General features: G+C 73.9%; 20 protein-coding genes. 9 read left to right on the forward strand and 11 right to left on the reverse strand.

Features of this window, described 5'->3' with window-relative positions; all coding sequences use genetic code 11:
* Nucleotides 1-130: 130 nt before the first annotated feature.
* The 3 genes from ACFYS8_RS13695 to ACFYS8_RS13705 all read right to left on the reverse strand — a co-directional run bounded on the left by ACFYS8_RS13695 (nucleotide 131) and on the right by ACFYS8_RS13705 (nucleotide 4998).
* Entirely contained in the window at nucleotides 131-1606 is a 1476-nt protein-coding gene (locus ACFYS8_RS13695; RefSeq protein ID WP_387640134.1) for an FAD-dependent monooxygenase, read from the reverse strand.
* Between the two features lie 191 nt (nucleotides 1607-1797).
* Nucleotides 1798-3489: a phenylacetic acid degradation protein PaaN gene (paaN, locus tag ACFYS8_RS13700; RefSeq protein WP_387640136.1), complete on the reverse strand. Its 1692-nt coding sequence runs from the start codon at nucleotides 3487-3489 to the stop codon at nucleotides 1798-1800.
* A 210-nt stretch (nucleotides 3490-3699) separates the two neighbouring features.
* Nucleotides 3700-4998, reverse strand: coding sequence for a hypothetical protein (locus ACFYS8_RS13705; protein WP_387640139.1), 1299 nt, complete (start codon nucleotides 4996-4998; stop codon nucleotides 3700-3702).
* Nucleotides 4999-5365: 367 nt separating this feature from the next.
* Between ACFYS8_RS13705 and ACFYS8_RS13710 the strand changes: the two genes are divergently transcribed.
* The gene (locus tag ACFYS8_RS13710) at nucleotides 5366-5950 is read left to right on the forward strand and encodes a TetR/AcrR family transcriptional regulator (RefSeq protein WP_387640142.1); all 585 of its coding nucleotides are present in this window, start codon (nucleotides 5366-5368) and stop codon (nucleotides 5948-5950) included.
* Between the two features lie 6 nt (nucleotides 5951-5956).
* Here ACFYS8_RS13710 and ACFYS8_RS13715 read toward each other — a convergent pair whose 3' ends face one another.
* Nucleotides 5957-6424 carry an Lrp/AsnC family transcriptional regulator gene (locus ACFYS8_RS13715; protein ID WP_387640144.1) on the reverse strand — a complete coding sequence of 156 codons (468 nt, stop codon included), beginning with the start codon at nucleotides 6422-6424 and terminating at the stop codon, nucleotides 5957-5959.
* A gap of 147 nt (nucleotides 6425-6571) precedes the next feature.
* Here ACFYS8_RS13715 and pdhA point away from each other — a divergent pair, with 147 nt between their 5' ends.
* The 4 genes from pdhA to ACFYS8_RS13735 all read left to right on the forward strand — a co-directional run bounded on the left by pdhA (nucleotide 6572) and on the right by ACFYS8_RS13735 (nucleotide 11621).
* Nucleotides 6572-7723 (forward strand): pyruvate dehydrogenase (acetyl-transferring) E1 component subunit alpha, encoded by a 1152-nt coding sequence (pdhA, locus tag ACFYS8_RS13720; RefSeq protein WP_387640147.1) that lies wholly within the window; start codon nucleotides 6572-6574, stop codon nucleotides 7721-7723.
* Nucleotides 7720-8727: an alpha-ketoacid dehydrogenase subunit beta gene (locus tag ACFYS8_RS13725; RefSeq protein ID WP_387640150.1), complete on the forward strand. Its 1008-nt coding sequence runs from the start codon at nucleotides 7720-7722 to the stop codon at nucleotides 8725-8727. The genes pdhA and ACFYS8_RS13725 overlap by 4 nt, the downstream gene beginning before the upstream one ends.
* A 5-nt stretch (nucleotides 8728-8732) precedes the next feature.
* Nucleotides 8733-10058, forward strand: coding sequence for a dihydrolipoamide acetyltransferase family protein (locus ACFYS8_RS13730; RefSeq protein ID WP_387640718.1), 1326 nt, complete (start codon nucleotides 8733-8735; stop codon nucleotides 10056-10058).
* Between the two features lie 180 nt (nucleotides 10059-10238).
* Entirely contained in the window at nucleotides 10239-11621 is a 1383-nt protein-coding gene (locus ACFYS8_RS13735) for a globin domain-containing protein (protein ID WP_387640153.1), read from the forward strand.
* 3 nt (nucleotides 11622-11624) lie between these two features.
* Here the strand turns inward: ACFYS8_RS13735 and ACFYS8_RS13740 are convergent, their stop codons facing one another.
* Complete coding sequence (locus tag ACFYS8_RS13740) at nucleotides 11625-12152, reverse strand: NUDIX domain-containing protein (protein ID WP_387640156.1); 528 nt, start codon at nucleotides 12150-12152, stop codon at nucleotides 11625-11627.
* A 314-nt stretch (nucleotides 12153-12466) separates the two neighbouring features.
* Here ACFYS8_RS13740 and ACFYS8_RS13745 point away from each other — a divergent pair, with 314 nt between their 5' ends.
* The gene (locus ACFYS8_RS13745; RefSeq protein ID WP_387640159.1) at nucleotides 12467-12895 is read left to right on the forward strand and encodes an SsgA family sporulation/cell division regulator; all 429 of its coding nucleotides are present in this window, start codon (nucleotides 12467-12469) and stop codon (nucleotides 12893-12895) included.
* A gap of 143 nt (nucleotides 12896-13038) precedes the next feature.
* Here the strand turns inward: ACFYS8_RS13745 and ACFYS8_RS13750 are convergent, their stop codons facing one another.
* Nucleotides 13039-13416 carry a phage holin family protein gene (locus ACFYS8_RS13750; protein WP_387640162.1) on the reverse strand — a complete coding sequence of 126 codons (378 nt, stop codon included), beginning with the start codon at nucleotides 13414-13416 and terminating at the stop codon, nucleotides 13039-13041.
* 104 nt (nucleotides 13417-13520) lie between these two features.
* On the opposite strand from ACFYS8_RS13750, the gene ACFYS8_RS13755 reads away from it, so the two are divergent.
* The 3 genes from ACFYS8_RS13755 (at nucleotide 13521) to ACFYS8_RS13765 (ending at nucleotide 14922) form a co-directional block, all read left to right on the forward strand.
* Nucleotides 13521-13838 carry a cupin domain-containing protein gene (locus ACFYS8_RS13755; protein WP_387640164.1) on the forward strand — a complete coding sequence of 106 codons (318 nt, stop codon included), beginning with the start codon at nucleotides 13521-13523 and terminating at the stop codon, nucleotides 13836-13838.
* A gap of 33 nt (nucleotides 13839-13871) precedes the next feature.
* Nucleotides 13872-14534, forward strand: coding sequence for a thiaminase II (gene tenA, locus ACFYS8_RS13760; RefSeq protein WP_387640167.1), 663 nt, complete (start codon nucleotides 13872-13874; stop codon nucleotides 14532-14534).
* A 187-nt stretch (nucleotides 14535-14721) separates the two neighbouring features.
* A complete protein-coding gene (locus ACFYS8_RS13765; protein ID WP_387640169.1) occupies nucleotides 14722-14922 on the forward strand; it encodes a DUF5326 family protein in 201 nt (66 codons plus the stop codon).
* Here the strand turns inward: ACFYS8_RS13765 and ACFYS8_RS13770 are convergent.
* The 5 genes from ACFYS8_RS13770 to ACFYS8_RS13790 are packed head-to-tail and all read right to left on the reverse strand — an operon-like array spanning nucleotide 14919 to nucleotide 20154.
* A complete protein-coding gene (locus ACFYS8_RS13770) occupies nucleotides 14919-15806 on the reverse strand; it encodes an NAD-dependent epimerase/dehydratase family protein (protein ID WP_387640721.1) in 888 nt (295 codons plus the stop codon). The genes ACFYS8_RS13765 and ACFYS8_RS13770 overlap by 4 nt on opposite strands.
* A 28-nt stretch (nucleotides 15807-15834) precedes the next feature.
* Nucleotides 15835-16896 (reverse strand): cytochrome P450, encoded by a 1062-nt coding sequence (locus ACFYS8_RS13775; protein ID WP_387640172.1) that lies wholly within the window; start codon nucleotides 16894-16896, stop codon nucleotides 15835-15837.
* Nucleotides 16897-16910: 14 nt separating this feature from the next.
* Nucleotides 16911-18386: a class I adenylate-forming enzyme family protein gene (locus ACFYS8_RS13780; RefSeq protein WP_387640175.1), complete on the reverse strand. Its 1476-nt coding sequence runs from the start codon at nucleotides 18384-18386 to the stop codon at nucleotides 16911-16913.
* Nucleotides 18387-18409: 23 nt separating this feature from the next.
* Nucleotides 18410-19150, reverse strand: coding sequence for a glycosyltransferase family A protein (locus tag ACFYS8_RS13785; RefSeq protein ID WP_387640178.1), 741 nt, complete (start codon nucleotides 19148-19150; stop codon nucleotides 18410-18412).
* Complete coding sequence (locus ACFYS8_RS13790; protein WP_387640181.1) at nucleotides 19147-20154, reverse strand: 3-oxoacyl-ACP synthase III family protein; 1008 nt, start codon at nucleotides 20152-20154, stop codon at nucleotides 19147-19149. Before ACFYS8_RS13790 ends, ACFYS8_RS13785 begins: the two co-directional genes overlap by 4 nt.
* Nucleotides 20155-20237: the final 83 nt, after the last annotated feature.

Below are 20237 nucleotides of genomic sequence, written 5' to 3' on the forward strand. Positions count from 1 at the left end.
ATCTCTCAGAGAACTCCCAGGAACTGGCCCATGCCTGGGCAATTGCTTACTAAAGAACAGTCAACTGTGGAACGGCGGAAGGCTTTTGTGAATGAACAGAGTTCCGTCCGGGGAATTCAGTGAATAAGCATCAGGGGCGGCCCAGCCAGTGGCTGAGCGCGGCCCGCAGCTCGCCCCGGGTCGGATCGACACAGGCCCAGGCCGCGTAGCCGTCCGGACGGACCAGCAGCACCGTGTCGCGCAGCTTGCCGTGCGGGTCGGCGGGCGCGGCGGTGACCACCCGGTCGGACCACGAATCCGCCACCGACAGCTCGTCGTTGCTGATCAGCACGGCCTTCCCGGCGCGCAGCGCCTCGTGCAGCCGGGACGGGCCGCCGGGCACGTCCACCGCCAGGCGCAGGTCCGGGACGCGGCGGCCGGCCAGCGGGTGGGAGCCCTTCTCGGCGGGGTAGCTGTAGCCGATGCCGGAGATCTGCTTGGCGCCCAGCTCGGCCAGCGGGCCCAGCGCCCCGGCGGCCGCGCCGATCGCCGAGCGCAGCGCCCGGGTGGAGGCGTGCCGGCCGAGCGCCAGCCGCACCAGGGCGCCGGAGCTGCGCAGCACCGCCCGGCCGATCGGGTGCCGCTCGGTCTGGTAGGTGTCGAGCAGCGCGTCGGGGGCCCAGCCGCGGACGGCGGCGACCAGCTTCCAGCTCAGGTTGGCGGCGTCCTGCAGGCCGGTGTTCATGCCCTGGCCGCCGGCCGGGGAGTGGCAGTGCGCGGCGTCCCCCGCCAGGAACACCCGGCCGGAGCGGTAGCTGGTGGCCTGGCGCTCGTCGCTGTGGAAGCGGGAGGTCCAGCGGGGCTCGGACATGCCGAGGTCACGGCCCGTCACCTCGCGCAGCAGGTCGGCGAGTTCGGCGACCACCACCGGCTCGGAGTCGGGCACCTGGTGGTCGCGGTCCCAGCCGATCACCCGGTGCCAGCCGTCGCCGTACGAGGCCAGGAAGACGAAGCCGCGCTCGTGGGCGCAGGCCGTCAGCGGCTCCTCCGGCTCGTGCTCCAACTGGACGTCGGCCAGCATCACCGAGCGCACCACCGACTCGCCGGGGAACGGGATGCCCAGCAGGTCACGCACCGCCGAGTGCACGCCGTCCGCGCCGACCGCGTAGCGGGAACGCAGCCGCTGCTCGCCCTCGGCGGTGCGGACGGTCAGCGTGACGCCCTGCGCGTCCTGCCGCAGGCCGGTCAGCTCGGCGCCGCGGCGCAGTTCCGCGCCCGCCTTGACGGCCCGCTCGCGCAGCACCCGCTCGGTCCGGGACTGCGGGGTGACCAGGGTGAACGGGAACCGGGTGGGCAGCGTCGAGAAGTCCACCCGGACCTTGCCGAAGGCCTGCAACGAGGGCAGCGTCCGGCCGGTGGCGATCAGTTCGTCGGCCAGGCCGCGGGCGTCCAGCATCTCCAGGGTGCGGGCGTGCACCGCGAACGCCCTGGTCAGACTGGACTCCTCGGCGCGCTTGTCGACCACGGTCACCCGCAGCCCGGCCGCGGCCAGATCGCCCGCCAGCAGCAGGCCGGTCGGGCCGGCCCCGACCACTACAACATCGGCGGTGAACTCCGTCTCGGACATCCGTCTCTCCCGTCGTCATCCCTCGTCTGCCGGTGCTCAACGGACCGGAGTCCCACGGCTTTCGGGTTCTCAGCGCGCTTTCAGACTGCCATCATCGCGGTCCCGTCCGGGGCTGTGAACCTCCTGACAGCCAACGGGCCCGGACGCCGTCGTGGTGGGACGGCTTCCGGGCCCGCTGCCTCTTGTGACGGTTACTTGCGGATCTCGACGGTGCGGAACCGGTTGGCGACGAACGCGGCGTCGCAGTACGCCGAGTTGGCGGCCGGGTTGGCGCCGGTGCCGTGCAGGTCGGAGAAGGCCGCGGTCTGGTTGACGTACACGCCGCCGGTGAGGTTGAGCGAGAGCGAGACGCCGGCGTCCAGGCAGGCGTCGATCAGGGCGGTCTCGACCTCGGGGTCGGTGGTGTACGCGCCGGCGGTCATCGCGCCGTGCTCGACCGTGGTGCGGTGCAGCAGTTCGACGGCTGCGGCGGTGGACTCCACGGCGACGGCGAACGCGATCGGGCCGAAGCACTCGGTCAGGAAGCGCGACAGGTCGTCCGGCTTGTCGGCGTCGGCCTTCACCAGGGCGGGCGTGCGGATGGTCGCGCCGGGGAACTCGGGCGAGGCCACCACCCGTGGCGCCAGGGCGAGTTCGCCGAGTTCGCCGCCGGCCGCGGCGGCGCTGCGCTGCAGCACCCCGGGGTTGACCACGGCGCCGAGGATGGCGGCGGCGCGGGCGTCGTCGCCGAGCAGGCCGTCGACGGCGGCGGCCAGGTCGGTCACCACCTGCTCGTAGCTGCGCTCGCCGTCCTCGGTGCGGATGCCGGTGCGCGGGATCAGAAGGTTCTGCGGGGTGGTGCACATCTGGCCGCTGTACAGGCTGACGGAGAACGCCAGGTTGTTCAGCATGCCGCGGTAGTCGTCGGTGGAGTCGACGACGACGGTGTTCACGCCGGCCTTCTCGGTGTACACCTGCGCCTGCCGGGCGTTGTTCTCCAGCCAGTCGCCGAAGCCGGTGGAGCCGGTGTAGTCGATCAGCTTCACCTCGGGGCGCACCGCCAGCACCTGGGCGATCGCGGAGCCCTCGTGCTCGGCGGCCAGGCAGACCAGGTTGGGGTCGAAGCCGGCCTCGGCGAGCACCTCGCGGGCGATCCGCACGGTCAGCGCCAGCGGCAGCACGGCCCGCGGGTGCGGCTTGACCAGCACGCCGTTGCCGGTGGCCAGCGAGGCGAACAGGCCCGGGTAGCCGTTCCAGGTGGGGAAGGTGTTGCAGCCGATCAGCAGCGCGGTGCCGCGCGGGACGGCGGTGAACTCCTTGGTCATCACCAGCGGGTCGCGCTTGCCCTGCGGCTTGGTCCACTGCGCGGAGCGCGGCAGCCGGGTCTGCTCGGCGTACGCGTACGCCACCGCCTCGACGCCGCGGTCCTGGGCGTGCGGGCCGCCGGCCTGGAAGGCCATGCCGTAGGCCTGGCCGGTGGTGTGCATCACGGCCTGCGCGAACTCGTGCGAGCGGGCGTTGATCCGGGCCAGGATCTCCAGGCAGACCGCGGCGCGGGCGGCCGGGCCGGCCTTCGCCCAGGCGGGGCGGGCGGCCTCCAGCGCGGCCAGCAGCGCGTCCGGTTCGGCGTGCGGGTAGGCGATGCCCATTTCGATGCCGTACGGGCTCGCCTCACCGGTCACCGGCTCGCCGCCGTCGGGGTGGCCCGGCAGCTCGAACTCCCGTTCCAGCAGGGCGTCGAAGGCGGCCTTGCCGTCGGCGGCGGCGCTCTCGCCGTACGCCTTGGGGAACTCCGGGTACGGCGACCAGTAGTCGCGGGACCCGGCCGCGGCTACTGCGCGGTCGAGGGTGTCCTGGTGGCGGGCGATCAGTTCGGCGACCGGCAGGGGGGTCGCAGCGGCCATGGTGCGCTCCTCACGGGGGCGGGGCGGGACACAGCTCAGCGTAACCGAACGATCGGTCGGTGCAAGAGGTTCTCGGCAGGGTCCGCCGCCCGCGCCGGATCGGGTCGCCGCCCGCGCCGGATCGGGTCGCCGCCCGCGCCAGATCGGGTCGCGCCGGATCGGGTCGCCGCCCGCGCCGGAGCGGTCCGGTACGGGCGGCGGCTCGGTCGGCTACGGAATGCCGAGCTGGAAGATGACGTAGCCGGCGAACCAGCCGGAGGACAGCGCGGCGACACCGAGCACGGTGGCCAGGTTGCGCAGCCGGACCCGGGCCAGGGCCACCGCGAGCGGGATCAGCAGCGGGAAGATCGGCAGCACGAAGCGGGACAGCGTGCCGAACATCTGCTGGCTGCCGAGCACCATCACGAGCGTGCCCAGCGTGTAGACCGTCAGCACCAGCGGCGGGCGCTTGGACAGCAGCGACACCAGCAGGATCGGCAGCGCGAGCAGCACCACGACCGCGATCAGGTCCTCGGTCGGGTAGGCGAACAGGTAGTTGGTTTCGCCGCGCAGCACGTTGGTGGCGGCCCGCAGGGTGTAGCGGCCCCAGTCGAAGAAGTGCAGCCAGCCGCCGCGCTGCAGGGTGATGTAGCCGTCCAGGTGACCCATCCGGTAGCCGACCCAGCCCAGGTAGCCCAGACAGCCGATCGGTGGCAGCACGATCGCGGTGAGCGGCCCCACCACGCCGTCGGAGCGCTTCCACAGGGCGATCGCGGCGGCCAGCGCCACACCGGCGATCAGCGGGACCGAACTCGGCCGGGCCAGGCCCGCCATGAACGTCACCACCGCGGCGCTCACCCAGTTGCGGTCGACGGCGAAGTAGCAGGCCCAGGCGGCCAGCGCCACGAACACCGACTCCGAGTAGACCGCCCACTCCACGCCGGAGCCCGGGAACGCCGCCCACAGGCCCGCCGCGATCACGCCCGCCCGGTGGCCGTACAGCCGCGACACCACGGCGAAGATGCCGGCCGCCGCGATGAACGAGGCGACGATCGACACCAGCATGCCGGCGCCGTACAGGCCGAGGCCGGTGTTCGACACCAGCCGGATCAGGCCCGGATACAGCGGGAAGAACGCGGCGGAATTCTGCTTGATGGTGAAGAAACCCTGCTCCGGAATCAGCTGCGGGTCGTAACCGAGCTGCGCGACCTTCTGGTACCAGAGGCCGTCCCAGGTGCCGAGCACATCCCACGGGTGGGTGCCGCCGCCGAAACGCGGGTCGGTGGTCCGGTAGTGGCCGCTGGTTTCCAGCAGCCACATGAAAGCGGCGAATCCGGCGAGTTTCACCGCGCCGAACAGGGCGAGCGCGGGCCCGAAACGCTGCGCGGTGCGGCGGAATCCGTAGCCCGCCCCGGGGTCGGCCGCCGGTTCGTCTGCCGTCTCCTCCGGTGCCCGGCCGTCGGCCTCGACCGGGGTCTCGTCCTCGGTCGTGATCCCGCTCTCGGCGGAGGTCGGTGGACGACCCGCCATCCCTTGCCGGACGACACCCACGGGCCGCCTCCATCCTGTGCCATTTCGGGCCGCCGGGGGCGGCGGTGCGGATAGTGTAAGGCTGCGTCAGACCTGGCCACAGGGCCTCGCGGACGGGTGCGTCGCCCCCGGATCGGCGGCGCCCGGGCCGCGGCCGAACCACCCCTGGTGGGGGCCGTACCAGCGCCGATCCGCGGCGTGGGCGACGGCTGCGAATCAATGCGGAGAATTCCCGCGGGAAACCCGGCACGTATTGGCAAATCCGACCGACTTGACCCGCTATTCCTGATCTTTTGGGCCGATATCGGACGGCCGGGAACCGCACCCCGGCTGACGGGACGGTGTGCGCGGCGCGATACTCGTTGGCATGGCCGAAAACCTCACGCGCGCCTCCTACACGGTCGAGTCGCTGCTCGCCGTCACGGTGCGGGTCTTCAACGAGCGCGGTTACGACGGCACCTCGATGGAGGACCTGTCCCGGGCCGCGGGGATCTCCAAGTCCTCGATCTACCACCACGTGCGCGGCAAGGAGGAACTGCTGCGGCTGGCCGTCGGGCGGGCGCTGGACGCGCTGTTCGGCATCCTGGAGGAGCCGCGGGCGGTCGAGGGGCGGCCGGCCGACCGGCTGGAGTACGTGGTGCGCCGCACCGCCGAGGTGCTGCTGGCCGAACTGCCGTACGTGACGCTGCTGTTGAGGGTCCGGGGGAACACCGTGACCGAGCAGTGGGCGCTGGAGCGGCGGCGCGACTTCGACCACCGGGTGGCCGAGCTGGTCCAGCAGGCCGTCGAGGCGGGCGAGCTGCGGGCCGATGTGGAGCCCCGGCTGGCGACCCGGCTGCTGTTCGGCATGATCAACTCGGTGGTGGAGTGGTACCGCCCCGGCCAGCGCGACACGGAGGGCCTGCCGGACGCCGTCGTCCAGCTCGCCTTCGACGGGCTGCGGGCCCGCTGAGCTGCCTCAGGGCCCGTCGGTGGGGATGTGGTCGGCCTCCTCGAAGATCAGCATGGTGCGGGTGCTGAGCACCTGCGGGATCGACTGGATGCTGCCCAGCACGAGCTCGCGCAGCTCCCGGTTGTCGGCGGTGTGCACCAGCATCAGCACGTCGTAGTCACCGCCGACCAGCGCGATGTGCGCGACCCCGGGCAGCTGCAGCAGCTGCTCGCGCACGGTGCGCCAGGAGTTCTGGACGATCCGCAGGGTGACGTACGCGGACGCGGTCTGCCCGGCCCGCTCGTGGTCGACCCGGGCGGTGAAGCCGCGAATCACGCCGTCCTCGACCATCCTGGAGATCCGGGCATAGGCGTTCGCCCGGGACACGTGCACCCGCTCGGCGACCGAGCGGATCGAGGCGCGACCGTCCTGCCGCAGCAGCCGCAGGATCGACCGGTCGACACGGTCGAGTCTGGACACCTGTTCAGCCGACATGGCCCCCCACCCCTCGCGATTGGACGTGCTGGCCCCAGCAGACCGCCCTTTCGGCCGACTGTCCACCGTCTTGACGGGGATATGGTCAAGATGAACAGACGACCGAACAATCGGTAGGGAGCCCCCACCACCCCGGAGGTGCCCCACATGACCGTTCTGGACCACAGGGATCAGGCCGATCCGGGCGTCGTGCCCGGCTGGCTGCCCGGCGCCACCGCGCCCCGCACCGACCCCGCCCCGTTGCTGCCCGACGACGAACCGCTGCGCGTTCTCGGCACCCCCGCCGCCGACAAGGCCGACCCGGACCTGCTGCGCGAGCTGTACCGCCGGCTGGTCGCCGGCCGCCGCTACAACCAGCAGGCCACCACCCTCACCAAGCAGGGCCGGCTCGCCGTCTACCCGGCGTCCACCGGCCAGGAGGCCTGCCAGATAGCCGCCGCGCTCGCCCTGCGCGAGGACGACTGGCTGTTCCCCTCCTACCGCGACACCCTCGCCGTGGTCGCCCGCGGCGTCGACCCGCTGCAGGCGCTCACCCTGCTGCGCGGCAGCGCGCACACCGGCTACGACCCGCGCGCCACCCGCACCGCCCCGCTGTGCACCCCGCTGGCCACCCAGGTCCCGCACGCGGTCGGCCTCGCGCACGCCGCCCGACTGGCCGGCGACGACACCGTGGCGCTGGCCATGCTCGGCGACGGCGGCACCAGCGAGGGCGACTTCCACGAGGGCCTGAACTTCGCCGCCGTGCTGCACGCCCCCGTGGTGTTCCTGGTGCAGAACAACGGCTACGCCATCTCCGTCCCGCTGACCAGGCAGTCCGCCGCGCCGACCCTCGCCCACAAGGCCGTCGGCTACGGCATGCCCGGCCGACTGGTGGACGGCAACGACGCCGCCGCCGTCCACCAGGTGCTCACCGAGGCCGTCGAACGGGCCCGCAGCGGCGGCGGCCCGACCCTGGTCGAGGCGCTCACCTACCGCGTCGAGGCGCACACCAACGCCGACGACGCCACCCGCTACCGGCAGTCCGATGAGGTCACCGCCTGGCAGGCGCACGACCCGATCCGGATGCTGGAGGACGCCCTGCGCGAGCGCGGCCTGCTGGACGAGGAACTGGTCACCGAGGCCGGCGAGGAGGCCGAGGCGATGGCCGCCCGGATGCGCGCCGAGTTCCATACCGACCCCGACCTCGACCCGATGTCCCTGTTCGCGCACGTCTACGCCGAACCCACCCAGCAGCTGCGCGAACAGGCCGCGCAACTGGCCGCCGAGCTGGCCGCGGAGGCCGAGGTGCACACCCGATGACCACTGCCACCCGCGAACAGTCCGGACTGCGCACCGGCACCATGGCGCAGGCCCTGAACACCGCACTGCGCGACGCGATGCGCGCCGACGCGTCGGTGCACGTGCTCGGCGAGGACGTCGGCGCCCTCGGCGGCGTCTTCCGGATCACCGACGGCCTGACCGCCGAATTCGGCGCCGACCGCTGCCTGGACACCCCGCTGGCCGAGGCCGGCATCCTCGGTACCGCCGTCGGCATGGCCATGTACGGGCTGCGCCCCGTGGTGGAGATGCAGTTCGACGCCTTCGCCTACCCCGCGATGGAGCAACTGGTCTCGCACGTCGCCAAGATGCGCAACCGCACCGCCGGAAAGCTGCCGCTGCCGATCACCGTCCGCATCCCGTACGGCGGCGGCATCGGCGGCGTCGAGCACCACAGCGACGCCTCCGAGGCGTACTACGCGCACACCCCCGGCCTGCACGTGGTCACTCCCGCCACCGTCGCCGACGCGTACGGGCTGCTGCGGGAGGCGATCGCCTCCGACGACCCCGTGGTGTTCCTGGAGCCCAAGCGGCTGTACTGGGGCAAGGCCGAGTGGGACCCGGCGGCCGGCGTGGAGCCGATCGGCAAGGCCGTGCTGCGCCGGCCTGGGACCTCTGCTGTGCTGGTCACCTACGGTCCGTCGCTGCCGGTCTGCCTGGAGGCCGCCGAGGCGGCGAAGGCCGAGGGCTGGGACCTCGCGGTGCTGGACCTGCGCTCGCTGGTGCCGTTCGACGAGGCCACCGCCTGCGAGGTGGTGCGTTCGCTCGGCCGGGCCGTGGTGGTGCACGAGGCGAGCGGCTTCGGCGGGGCCGGGGCGGAGATCGCCGCCCGGCTGACCGAGAAGTGCTTCCACCACCTGGCGGCGCCGGTGCTGCGGGTCACCGGGTTCGACATCCCGTACCCGCCGCCGATGCTGGAGCACCACCACCTGCCCGGGGTGGACCGGATCCTGGACGCCGTCGCCCGGCTCCAATGGGAGGAGTGATGGCGATGCCGGTGGTCCGCGAGTTCACGCTGCCCGACCTCGGTGAGGGACTCACCGGGGCCGAGGTGGTGCGCTGGATGGTCGAGGTCGGCGAGGTGATCGCCGTCGACCAGCCGGTGGTGGAGGTGGAGACCGCCAAGGCGGTGGTCGAGGTGCCCTGCCCGTACGGCGGGGTGGTCACCGCCCGGTTCGGCGAGGTCGGGCAGGAGGTGCCGGTAGGCGCGCCGCTGGTCACGGTGGCCGTCGCCCCCGGGCACGTGCCCGAGGACGAGGAGCCCGCGCCCGAGGCGGAGCGCCCGCTGGTGGGCTACGGGGTGGCCGAGACCCGCCGGGCCGGCCGCCGCCGGGTCGCGCCGGGCGGCGGCGCCGTCGAGGCGCCCGCGCTGCCGGTCGCGCCGGTTGCCGTGGCTGCGCCCCCCGAGGCGAAGGCCCCCGCCGTGGCGAAGGCCCCCGCCGTGGCGGCGGCTCCCGCTGTGCTGGCGGTGATCTCGCCGCTGGTGCGCCGGATCGCCCGCGAGCACGGGCTCGACCTGACGAAGGTGCCCGGCAGCGGACCGGACGGGCTGATCACCCGGCGGGACGTCGAGCGGGCGATCGACGGGACCGCGCCGGTTGCCGAGACGGTGGCGGTTCCACCTGGAACGGACGAGGACGAGCTGGTCCCGCTGCGCGGGCTGCGCCGCACCGTCGCCGAGAAGCTGACCCGCAGCCACCGGGAGATCCCGGCGGCGACCTGCTGGGTGGACGCCGACGCGACCGAACTGATGGCACTGCGAAGCCAGTTGAACCAGGTGCCGGGCCCGAAGGTGAGCGTGCTGGCGCTGCTGGCGCGGATCTGCCTGGCCGGTCTGGAACGCTTCCCGGAGCTCAACTCCAGCGTCGAGGGCGAGGCCGTCCGCCGGCACCGCGCCGTCCACCTGGGCTTCGCCGCGCAGGGGCAGCGCGGGCTGGTGGTGCCGGTGGTGCGGGACGCCCAACTGCTGGGCACCGAACGGCTGTCGGTCGAACTCGCCCGGCTCACCGAGGCGGCCCGGGACGGGTCGCTGGGCCCGGCCGAGCTGACCGGCGGGACGTTCACGCTGAACAACTACGGCGTGTTCGGGGTGGACGGCTCCACGCCGATCCTCAACCACCCGGAGGCGGCGATGCTCGGGGTGGGCCGGATCACGCCCAAACCCTGGGTGCACGAAGGCCAGTTGGCGGTCCGTCAGGTCACCCAGCTGTCGTTCACCTTCGACCACCGGGTCTGCGACGGGGGCACCGCGGGCGGGTTCCTGCGGTTCGTCGCGGACTGTGTGGAGCGCCCGGGGATGCTGCTGCGGGGCCTGTGAGCCCGCCCTGGGTGCGGCTGGTTCGTACCGGCCGCACCTGGGGCGCTCCGGCCGGGGGAAGGGTAGCGGGTGGACCCGTCGGATGTCCGGAATTTGCCGGATTCGACGGATCTGGTGCGCGGACGGTGACACTGTGCTGGCGGCGTCAGCAGACCGTCGACCGGAAGCGGAACGATTCCCTTGGCTACTCGTCAGCTCGAACTCGGCAGTAGGCCGCTCACCCCGGTGCCGGCCGTCCCGGCGAAGCCCACCTGGCCGCCGACGGTGCCCGCGCCGGCCGTGCCCGTGCCACCGGCGCCGGCCCGGCCCGCGCCCGTCGAGTCGCTGTTCGCGCCGGCCGCGCCGCTCAACTGGGTGGGCCCGGGCGACCGTTGGACCCGGGCGTGGGGCGTGCCGGCGGCCCGGCCGCAGCCGGTGGTGGCGGTGGAGCGGACGGCCGGGGCGGTGCGACCGCCGGACCCGGCGGAGCTGGCGCTGGTCCGGGCGGTGCTGGCGGCGGTGCAGCCGGTCGCGGACCGGGCGATGGCGCACTTCCACGCGCTGATGTTCCTGCGCCACCCGGAGCTGCGGGCGATGTTCCCGGCCGCCATGGACGAGCAGCGCGACCTGCTGTTCCGGGCGCTGCAGCAGTGCGCCCGGGACGCCGACGACCCGGCGGCGCTGCGCGGGTACCTCGTCCCGCTGGGGCGCCGGCACCGCACGTACGGTGCGCTGCCCGGGCACTACGCCGCGGCCGAGGAGTGCCTGGTGCAGGCGCTGGCCCGGTACGGCGGCGATGCCTGGGACGAGCGGGCCGAGGCGGCCTGGCGGCGGCTGCTGGCGCTGGTGTCGCGGCTGCTGGTCGAGGGGCTGGAGGAGCAGGCGCGGTCCGCCCCGCCGTGGTGGCAGGCCGAGGTGGTGGGGCAGCGGCAGGCGGCGGAGGACGTCGCGGTGCTGACGCTCCGGCCGGACCAGCCGTACCCGTTCCGGGCCGGGCAGTACGCGCCGGTGGAGACGCCGTGGTGGCCGCGGGTGTGGCGGCCGTACTCGTTCGGTTCGGCGCCGCGGGCGGACGGGCTGCTGACGCTGCACGTGCGGGCGGTGCCGGCGGGCTGGGTGAGCAACGCGCTGGTGCACCGGGCGCGGCCGGGCGACGTGCTGCGGCTGGGCCCGGCGGAGGGCGGCATGACGGTGGACCACGCGGCGGGGGAGAACCTGCTCTGCGTGGGCGGCGGCACCGGGATCGGGCCGATCGGCGCGCTGGTGGAGGAGGTCGCCGCGCACGGGGCGGCGGGCCGTCGGGTGGAGGTGTTCTACGGGGCGCGCCGGGAGTCCGGGCTGTACCGGCTCGCCGAGCTACGTCAACTCGCGTCGCAGCACAGCTGGTTGACGGTCCGCCCGGTGCTGTCGGAGGGAGCCGGACCGACCCTGCCGGAGGTGGTGGCCCAGCACGCCCCGTGGCCCGGCTACGCCGCGTATCTGAGCGGCCCGGCGGCGATGGTGCGCGGCGGGGCGGCGGCACTGCGGCGCTGCGGGCTGCCGGCCGGGGCCGTCCGGCACGACCCGGTGGGGGAGCCGGCCTGAGCGTCAGCCGAGGTCGTCGGCGAGCAGGGCGCGGACGCCCTCGATGTTGGCGGCGAGGTAGGCGCGCAGGCTGGGAGGGACCAGGTTGACCGAGGTGACGCCCTCGCGGGTGAACGGCACCCGGACGATCTCGTACTCGCCGTTGGGCTGCTCCACCTCGGGGCCGTGCCGGCGGGCCGGGTCGGAGTCGGTGAGCCGGCAGACGAAGAAGTGCTGCACCTTGACGCCGTGCGGGTGGGCGGGGGTGCCGTCGTCGTGGTGGGAGTGCGCGACGGTGTCGACGAAGGCGGGCACCACATCGGTGATCTTCCCGCCGAGTTCCTCGTCCACCTCGCGGTGCAGGGCGGCGACCACCGTCGGGTCGCCGGGCTCGACGCCGCCGCCGGGGGTGATCCAGTACGGGTGCGGGGAGCCGGGGCGGACCCGGCGGATCAGCACCAGTGAGGCGGGCGCGTGCGGGGCGGCCGGATCGAACTCCAGCAGGATCGCGCGGGCGGTGCGCTTGACGACAGGACGGACCGGGCCCGACATGGCTGTTACCTCCGGGGCACGAGCGTTGTGCGGGAGTCTCCCGCACACCGGTGGCCGCGAAACTCGCACACGGGACCGAATCGGTGGATTTCGTTCCACCCGGCTCGACCACCTCGCCCGGCACCGGCCCGCCGCGGTGTTCACCATTTGAAAAAGCACGCCTTGTCCGCATCGCCGCCAAACCTGGACGATGAGGTCCGAACGGGGAATTGGGGACAGAGAACCGACAGAGAACCGACAGCGAACCGACAGAAGCCCGACCCCACCGCTCGACCCTCGGCGTACCGGGCGGGCAGAACGAGAGGTACTGGCGCATGCACAGCACGGTCCAAGCCCACATGGCGATGCGCCTCGTGGTGTCGAGCGAGCTCTCCTTCCGGATCCTGGCCGACCTGGAGTACGACGGCGGCGACCCGTTCGCCGTCCGCTGCACCTTCCACCTGCCCGGCGACGAGCCGGTCACCTGGGTCTTCGCGCGCGAACTGCTGGTCGACGGGCTCAGCCGGGCCAGCGGCGAGGGCGACGTCCACATCCACCCCGTCGGCGAGGACCTCGCCGAGGCCGCCCTGGTGCTGCGCTCCCCCGAAGGCGACGCCCGGATGCACGCCGACGCCGCGCCCCTGCTGGCCTTCCTCGCCCGCACCGACCTGGTGGTGCCGATCGGCCAGGAGACGGCCGGCGGCGACCTCGACCAGGAGCTCACCGGCATCCTGTCCACCACCGGGCACGAGAACGCGGGCTGAGTGCTCGCAGCGGAGCTGAGACCGCAGCGCGGTACGGGAGTTGAGCCCGCAGCGCGGTTTGTGATCACGCTTTGAGATGACCGGCCGTCGGACGGCAACGGGGCGCTGTCCGGTGGCCGGTCAGCCGCTCTTCCGCGGCGAGCTCAGTCGTCGTCGCCGAAGGCCAGGTGCAGGCCCCAGGAGACCAGGCTGATGATCAGCGAGCCGAGCAGCGCCGCCCAGAAGCCCTTCACGTGGAAGTCCAGGTGCAGCTGGTCCGACGCCCAGGACGTCAGCCAGAGCATCAGGGCGTTGATCACGAAGGTGACCAGGCCCAGCGTGAGGATGAACAGCGGCAGCGAGAACAGCTTCACCAGCGGCTTGATCGCGAAGTTCACCACACCGAAGATCAGCGCCACCGCGAGCACGGTGACCGTCTTGTGCTGCCAGTCGCCCCCCGCGAGCGTGATCCCGTTGACGATCCAGGCGGCAATCCAGATCGCCACCGCGTTGATGAGCGTTTTGATCACGAAATTCTTCATGCTGCGGATGGTGACAGCCCGCCCGGCCGGGCGGAAGCTCTCCCGAACAACCGTGATGTGGAGTGTTGTTGAATGGGCCCGGACCGAGAGGGGGCCGTGGCCCGATGAAACTGTTCCGGCTGGACGAACTCGACGCCGAACGCGCCGCCAATGACGGCGCGTACCTGCGCTTCCTGAAGCAGCCCACGATGTCCGCCGGGCTGTACGCGCTCTCCCCCGGCGACACCGACCCGCAGACCCCGCACGCCCAGGACGAGATCTACCTGGTGGTCAGCGGCCGGGCCGAATTGACCGTCGGCCGGGAGACCGCCACCGTCGCCCGCGGCAGCGTGGTGTTCGTTCCTGCCGGGACGGAACACCGCTTCCACCACATCACCGAGGAACTGCGGGTGCTCGTGGTGTTCTCCCCGCCGGAGGACTGACCGTGGCCACCCGCACATCATGAGGAGCAGCCTGTGAAACTCACCGACGAACTGTGGACGGCCATCGAGCCGATCTACGGCCGCATCCTCGACCACCCGTTCCTGGCCGGCCTGACCGACGGCACCCTGCCGCGCGCCGCGTTCCGCCACTTCGTCGTCCAGGACTCGCACTACCTGCGCGACTACGCCCGGGCACTCGCGGTGTGCGCCGCCAAGGCCCCCGGCGAGGACGAGGTGCTGGCCTTCGCCAACGACGCGGTCGGCGCCATCGCCGCCGAACAGGAGATGCACGCCGACTTCCTGCACGCCTTCGGCGAGGACGGCGCCGCCGCTGCCGCCGAACCCGTGCTCCCCACCACCCGCGCCTACACCAGCTACCTGCTCGCCACCGTCTACGGCGGCTCCTTCGCGGAGGCGCTCGGCGCGGTGCTGCCCTGCTACTGGATCTACGCCCGGGTCGGCGAGGAACTGCTGCGCCGCTCCTCCCCCGAACCGCTGTACGCCAAGTGGATCGCCGCCTACGGCGGGGAGGAGTTCCAGGCCGTGGTGCGCCGCGTCCTGGACCTCACCGACCGGATCGGCGAGGACCTCTCCGCGGCCGAACGGCGGCGCGTGGTCGAGCATTTCACCACCACCTCGCGGTACGAGTGGATGTTCTGGGACGCCGCCTGGCAGGGCGAGACCTGGCCGGTCTGACCCCGGGAGTGCTCGGGCCCTGAGGGTTCTCCCGGGGCCCGCGTCAGGGGTCGATCTCCGGGTTCTCTCCGGGCCCGGAAGCCTCGTTTCGGCCTTCCGGGCGGCCTACGATCGAAGTGTCGAGATCGAGGGAGCGGGAACGCAGCCGGAACTACCGGCACCGACCCCGAGGGGAGAAGGTACGGACATGGCCGAGTTCTGGAAGTCGCTGCCCTCGTGGGTGCGCAACGTCGTCGTCCCGATCATCCTGCTGGTGATCGCCTGGAAGGTCTTCTGGACCATCGTGGGCACCGTGCTGGGAATCATCGGCTTCGCGGTCAACGTCCTGCTGCTGGTCGGCATCGCCGCGGCAGTGGTGATCCTGATCAAGAAGGCCGCAAGGAACTAGCACTGTCCGCCCAGTAGTCGGGCGAGATGGTGACCGAGGTCCCGGTCCGGGGTGAACCCCTGGAGCCGGGACTTCGTGGTGTCCAGCACCACCGGCCGGGCCAGCTGGTCCAGCGCGTACCCGGTCACGCCTTCGCGCCGGCCGATCGCCAACTGGGCGATGCGGTACGGGACATGGAGCAGCCGGGCGGTCCTGCCGTGGGCCGCCAGCACTCGGCGCAGCGCCTCGTCCCGCCGGTACGGGGCGGCGTCGGTGATGTTGTACGCGCCGGGCGGCCAGCCGGACGCCGCCAGGCAGGCCGCGGCCAGGTTCTCCACCGCCGTCAGGCTGAGCGGCACGTCCCTGCCGGGCAGCGCGAGCATGCCGCCGCGCACCGACGCCAGCAGCCGGGGCACCAGGTGCGGGTCCCCGGGCCCGTACACCGCGCGCGGGCGCAGCACCACCGCGCCTGCGGCGAGGGCGAGTTGGTCCGCCTCAGCTTTCGTCCGGCCGTACGCGTTCAGGTGGCCGCCGGTGGTCGGGTGCTGCTCGGTCACCGACGTCCGGTCCGGGCGCGGGTCGTAGACGCTGGCGCTGCTGACGAACACGAACGGGCGGCCGCCGGCCGCCGCCAGCAGGCGGGCCGTCGCCTCGACGTTGACGGTGCGCTGGAGCCGTTCCTGCGGGGAGCCCGGCGGGTGGTCGCCGACGGCGGCCGCGCAGTGGATCACCGCGTCGGCGCCGGACAGGTCGGGAACGTCGGCGGCGGTGGCGTCCCAGGGCAGGTGGGTGCCGTGTCGGGCCGGACGGCGGCCGAGGGCCAGCACCCGGTGGCCGCGGGTGGTGGCGAGGGCGGCCAGGTGGGCGCCGCAGAAGCCGGTGGCGCCGGTCAGGGCGAGGGTCATCGGGGGCACGGGGCGGCTCCGGGCGGGGTCAGCTGGGTCGGCGGGCTGGGTTCGTTCCCAGCAGGCAGCTGCGGTAGGACGGCAGGGCGCTGCGGGAGTGTGCGGTGGTGCGCAGGACGCGGGGGCGGTGCGGAGCCAACACGGCGAGCAGGTCGGCGAGTTGGGTGCGGGCCAGGGCGGCGCCCGGGCAGGCGTGGCGGCCCAGGCCGAACGGGGCCTGGGCGGCGAGCGCGGGGTCGCCGGTGGGGGTGTCGCGGTGGGCTTCGGCGGCGTGCCGGGCGACCAGCAGCAGGCGGTCGCCCCGGCGGACGGGGTGGCCGAGGACGGTGGCGTCGGCGGCGGCCGCCCGGGGCAGGACGGGGGAGGCGGCGGTCAGCCGGAGCAGTTCGGCGGCCAGCGCCGGGGCGTCGGCGACGGCCTGCTCCCACCGGTCGGCGCGGGCGCACCAGGCGGCGGCGCGGGGCAGCGCGGCCAGTGTGGTGTTGACGGCGGCGACCGCGAGCATCGCGTCCCGGGGGTCGGGCAGCAGCGCGGTCAGCTGCCCGGCGGCTCGGCGGGCCCGGCGCTCGGCGCCCGGGCGGGGCAGCAGCGTGGGCAGGTGGGTGCGGGCGGTGGCGGCGGCGGCCCGTTCGGCGGCGGCGGCCAGCGCGAGCGGGTCGGCGGTGCTGCCGGTGAGGGCGACGGCGGTGGCGCCGGCCAGCCGGCGGACCACCGGGACCAGGTCGACCGGTCCGGCGGCCAGCTCGGCCTCGAGCCCGGCCAGTACGGTCTGCCAGTGCGGGCGCAGCGCGGCGATCCCGTCGGAGCCCAGCAGGTTGGCCAACTCGCGCCGGGAGCCCCGGTGTTCGGGGCCGCTCTGGTCGAACAGCAGGCCGCCGCCGGTGAGCCGGGCCGCGGTGCCGCCGGTGGTGTGTTCGGCGGTGCGGTCCAGTGGCACCCGGGTGAGGATCTCCCGGTAGGCCTCCGGGTGGTGGACCAGCACCGTCCGGCCCAGCCGCAGCACGGGGCGGCGTCGGGTGGCCGCGAGCAGCGCGAACAGCACGGGGTGGCTGCGCAGGTAGACCGTGCGGTCGGCGGCGCGGGCGGTCAATCGGTGTGGTCGCCTCAACGTGCCCGCCCCGCCCGCCCGTTGGCCAGCCGCGAGGCGCAGTAGCGGGCGGCGGCCGCCCGGTCGGGCTTGCGGGAGCGGCCGGTGAGGGGGACGGGGCCGAGCAGCAGGGCGTCGGGGCGGGCGGAGCCCATCCGGGCCAGGGGGTCGCGCAGGGCGGTGCGCAGGCGGTGCGGGTCGGCGCCGGGGCGGGGCTGGACGAGGGCGATCAGGCGTTCGTCGCCGTCGGGGTCGGGAATGCCGACGAGCACGGCGAGTTCGACGTCCGGGAGGTGCAGCGAGGGCTCGTACAGGCCGGGGTAGATGTTCTCGGCGCGGCGCAGCACCATGTCCTTGAGCCGTCCGGCCAGCACGATCCGGCCGCGCGGATCGAGCGTCGCGCGGTCGCCGGTGCGCACCCACGGGTCGGGGTCCTCGCCGAGGTAGCGGTCGCGGGCGGCGGGGGCGGCGAGCAGCAGTTCGCCGTCGTCGGCGAGCCGGGTGCGGACGCCCGGGAGGGGGTGGCCGAGGAGGTCGCCGGGGCCGTGGTGGGCGTGCTTGTCGCTCTCCTCGACGGCTGCCGCGGGGAAGAGTTCGGTGAGCGCGTACACGCCCCAGGCCTCGGTGGCGCCCGCGTTCTTGGCGCGGCGCAGCAGGGCGGCGTCGGCGGGGGCGGATCCGGTCCAGATGCGGCCGGTGAGGTGGGTGAGAGGTCGCAGCTGCGGGGGCGTCAGGTAGGTCTCGTCGGGGGCGAGGCGGTCGATCTGGCGCTGCAGAACGCGACTTCGGCGAGCGGGGAGGGCGACGGTGGCGCCCGCGGCGAGGGCGGGGATCAGGACGAAGGTGGTGCCGCCGAGCACGGTGCGGCCGGGGCGGGGGCGGACCAGGGCGTCGACGGCGCGCATCCCGGCGTCGAGCGAGGCCCGGGTGTGGACGACGGCGCGCGGGGCGGAGGTGGTGCCGGAGGTGAACACGATCACCGCGTCGCCGTCCCCGTCGTACGGGGCCGGGGGCGGCCCTGGGTGGTCGCCGAGGGTGCGGGCGCAGCCCGGGTGGCGGGGGCCGATGGTGGCCACCGGGGCGAGGGCGTGCAGCGGCGGCAGTTCCAGCCGGGCGCGGCGGGCCAGCGGCCGGGCCCAGCCGGCGACGGCCTGCGCGGCGGCGTCGGCCAGGATCAGCGCGGGCGGGGCGAGCGCGAGCCGGGAGCGCAGTACGTCCGGCCCGGCGCCCGGGTCGAGGACGGCGACCCGCAGTCCGAGGCGGTGCGCGGCGAGCAGCACGGCCAGCCCGCGCGGCCCCGGGCGGACGGCGACCCCGAGGGTGTCGCCCGGCCGCAGGCCGTGCCGGTGGTGCAGGGCGGCGGCCAACTGATCGGTCGCGTCGGCCAGTTCGGCGCCGCGGGCGAGGACGCGCGGGGCGCCGCCGCGGGTCGTGCCGAGCAGGACCGGGCGGGAGCCGGCGTCGCGCAGGGTGCGGTCGAGCTGGTCGAGCATCGGAACTCCTTCGGCGGTGGGGGTCAGCGGACGTCGACCGAGCGGTGTCCGGCGCCGCGTTCGAGGTACCAGCGGGCGGTGCCGCGCAGGCCGTAGGCGCGGATCCGGCGGGTGGAGTTCTGCACCACCATGTCGGGGCGGTGCACGATCGCGGTGCTGACCCGGCGGACCTGGTTGATGAAGGCGCGGTCGGTGGGGGACGGGCGCCGGGGCATGCCGCCGGACTCGAGGTAGAGCCCGGCGGTGATGGCCATGTTGTTGCCGGCGTGCATCCGGTACGGCGTCAGGTACCCGTGCCGGCGGCGGTGCGCGGGGCGGATCCGGCCGAAGAACGCGCCGAGCGCGACCAGGACGCGGAACACGGTGCGCCCCACCGGGCCGTGCTCGTCGCGGCGGGCGGTGACCTTGCCGCAGACCAGGCCGCCGCAGCCGAGCATCCCGGCCCGGGCGGCCGCCGTCCAGCCCGGTTCGGGCAGGCAGTCGGCGTCGGTGCGGGCCAGCAGGATGGCGCCGTGGTCGATGGCGTACCGGAAGCCGGTGTCGACCGCGCAGCCCACGCCCTTGGCCGGTTCGACCAACAGCCTTACCGGGAACGGGGCTTGATCGGCGAATGCCCGTACCCGCGCGCAGGTGTCGTCGGTGGAGCCGTTGTCGACCACCAGCAGGGTGAAGTCCAGGTCGCGCTGGCCGGCCAGGGCGCGCAGGGTGCCGTCGATCCTGGCCGCCTCCTGGTAGGCGGGGACGAGCACCCAGAGCGCCGTCACGACTTCTCCCAGACCATCGTCATCAGGCTGACCCCGCCGCCCAGGCCGACCATCAGGACCCGCTCACCAGGCTCCAACTCGCCGATTGTCCGGTCGAGTTGGACGCCGATGGTGGCCGAGGCCAGGTTGCCGAGCTCGGGCACGGTGACCACCAGCTTGTCGGCGGGCACCCCCGTCAGCTCCACGAACCGCTCCAGGTACGGCAGCGTGACCTGGTGCACCAGCACCCGGGCGTAGGCGTCCCAGCCGAAGCCGGTGCGGGTCGCCACCCGGGTCAGGATGTCCGCCCCGATCTGCTCGAAAACCCCGCGCAACTCCTTGCCGCCGCCCCGGAAGTAGCTCCACTCGTCGCCGCGCGGGTGCCGCGAGCCGCCGCCCGGGATGCCGCCGACCTCCCAGTGCTCGGACGCCGTCTCGGTCTCGATGTCGAGGATGCCGCCGCGCTCCACCCGCTCCACCACCACGGCCGCCCCGCCGTCGCCGAAGGTGTAGCCCGCGAAGCCGTCGCGGAACTCCGCCAGACCGGACGGGTCGCGGCGCATGGCCCGGCTCGGCGTCTCCCCCGTCACCACCAGCGCCCGGCGGGCCCGGCCGGCCAGGATCATCGCGCGGGCGGTGTCGATGCCGTTCAGGAAGCTGTTGCAGGCGTTGGAGACGTCCAACGCGTGGGCGCGGGAGCCGAGTTCGGCCTGCACCAGGTGCGCGGTGGCGGGCTCGCAGACGTCCCGCGAGGCGGACGCGAACAGCAGCAGGTCGACGTCCCCGGGCCCGATCCCGCGCGCCGCGAGCGCCCGGCGGGCCGCGCCCAGCCCGAGCGTGGAGGCGTACTCGTCGTCGCGCGCGAAGTGCCGGGTGCGGATGCCGGTCGCCTTCTCGAACATGCCGTCGGGCAGCGGCAGCCCGGCGCCGGCGGCCACCTCGTCCTGCAACTGCCGTGAGGTGACGGTCTGTTGGGGCAGGTACGAGCCGGTCGCGGTGATGCCGATACGAGGCATGAGGTCCATGGCTCGATGCTGGCGCGGGCCCGGCGCGCGGGCGTGAGTACGGGTACTCACCCGGGGCTGAGATGTGCGGAGGGCGGGCATGG

The sequence above is a fragment of the Kitasatospora sp. NPDC004615 genome, assembly GCF_042873545.1.
Classification (GTDB): Bacteria; Actinomycetota; Actinomycetes; order Streptomycetales; family Streptomycetaceae; genus Kitasatospora.

Bases quoted from the DNA above. Each gene is read 5' to 3' on its own strand.
- ACFYS8_RS13705 (WP_387640139.1), bottom strand. From the start codon at position 4,998: ATGGCGGGTCGTCCACCGACCTCCGCCGAGAGCGGGATCACGACCGAG.
- ACFYS8_RS13790 (WP_387640181.1), bottom strand. From the start codon at position 20,154: ATGGACCTCATGCCTCGTATCGGCATCACCGCGACCGGCTCGTACCTG.
- ACFYS8_RS13725 (WP_387640150.1), top strand. From the start codon at position 7,720: ATGACCACTGCCACCCGCGAACAGTCCGGACTGCGCACCGGCACCATG.
- ACFYS8_RS13750 (WP_387640162.1), bottom strand. From the start codon at position 13,416: ATGAAGAATTTCGTGATCAAAACGCTCATCAACGCGGTGGCGATCTGG.
- ACFYS8_RS13780 (WP_387640175.1), bottom strand. From the start codon at position 18,386: ATGCTCGACCAGCTCGACCGCACCCTGCGCGACGCCGGCTCCCGCCCG.
- ACFYS8_RS13770 (WP_387640721.1), bottom strand. From the start codon at position 15,806: ATGACCCTCGCCCTGACCGGCGCCACCGGCTTCTGCGGCGCCCACCTG.
- ACFYS8_RS13710 (WP_387640142.1), top strand. From the start codon at position 5,366: ATGGCCGAAAACCTCACGCGCGCCTCCTACACGGTCGAGTCGCTGCTC.
- ACFYS8_RS13730 (WP_387640718.1), top strand. From the start codon at position 8,733: ATGCCGGTGGTCCGCGAGTTCACGCTGCCCGACCTCGGTGAGGGACTC.
- ACFYS8_RS13740 (WP_387640156.1), bottom strand. From the start codon at position 12,152: ATGTCGGGCCCGGTCCGTCCTGTCGTCAAGCGCACCGCCCGCGCGATC.
- ACFYS8_RS13765 (WP_387640169.1), top strand. From the start codon at position 14,722: ATGGCCGAGTTCTGGAAGTCGCTGCCCTCGTGGGTGCGCAACGTCGTC.
- ACFYS8_RS13695 (WP_387640134.1), bottom strand. From the start codon at position 1,606: ATGTCCGAGACGGAGTTCACCGCCGATGTTGTAGTGGTCGGGGCCGGC.
- pdhA (WP_387640147.1), top strand. From the start codon at position 6,572: ATGACCGTTCTGGACCACAGGGATCAGGCCGATCCGGGCGTCGTGCCC.
- ACFYS8_RS13715 (WP_387640144.1), bottom strand. From the start codon at position 6,424: ATGTCGGCTGAACAGGTGTCCAGACTCGACCGTGTCGACCGGTCGATC.
- paaN (WP_387640136.1), bottom strand. From the start codon at position 3,489: ATGGCCGCTGCGACCCCCCTGCCGGTCGCCGAACTGATCGCCCGCCAC.
- ACFYS8_RS13745 (WP_387640159.1), top strand. From the start codon at position 12,467: ATGCACAGCACGGTCCAAGCCCACATGGCGATGCGCCTCGTGGTGTCG.
- ACFYS8_RS13755 (WP_387640164.1), top strand. From the start codon at position 13,521: ATGAAACTGTTCCGGCTGGACGAACTCGACGCCGAACGCGCCGCCAAT.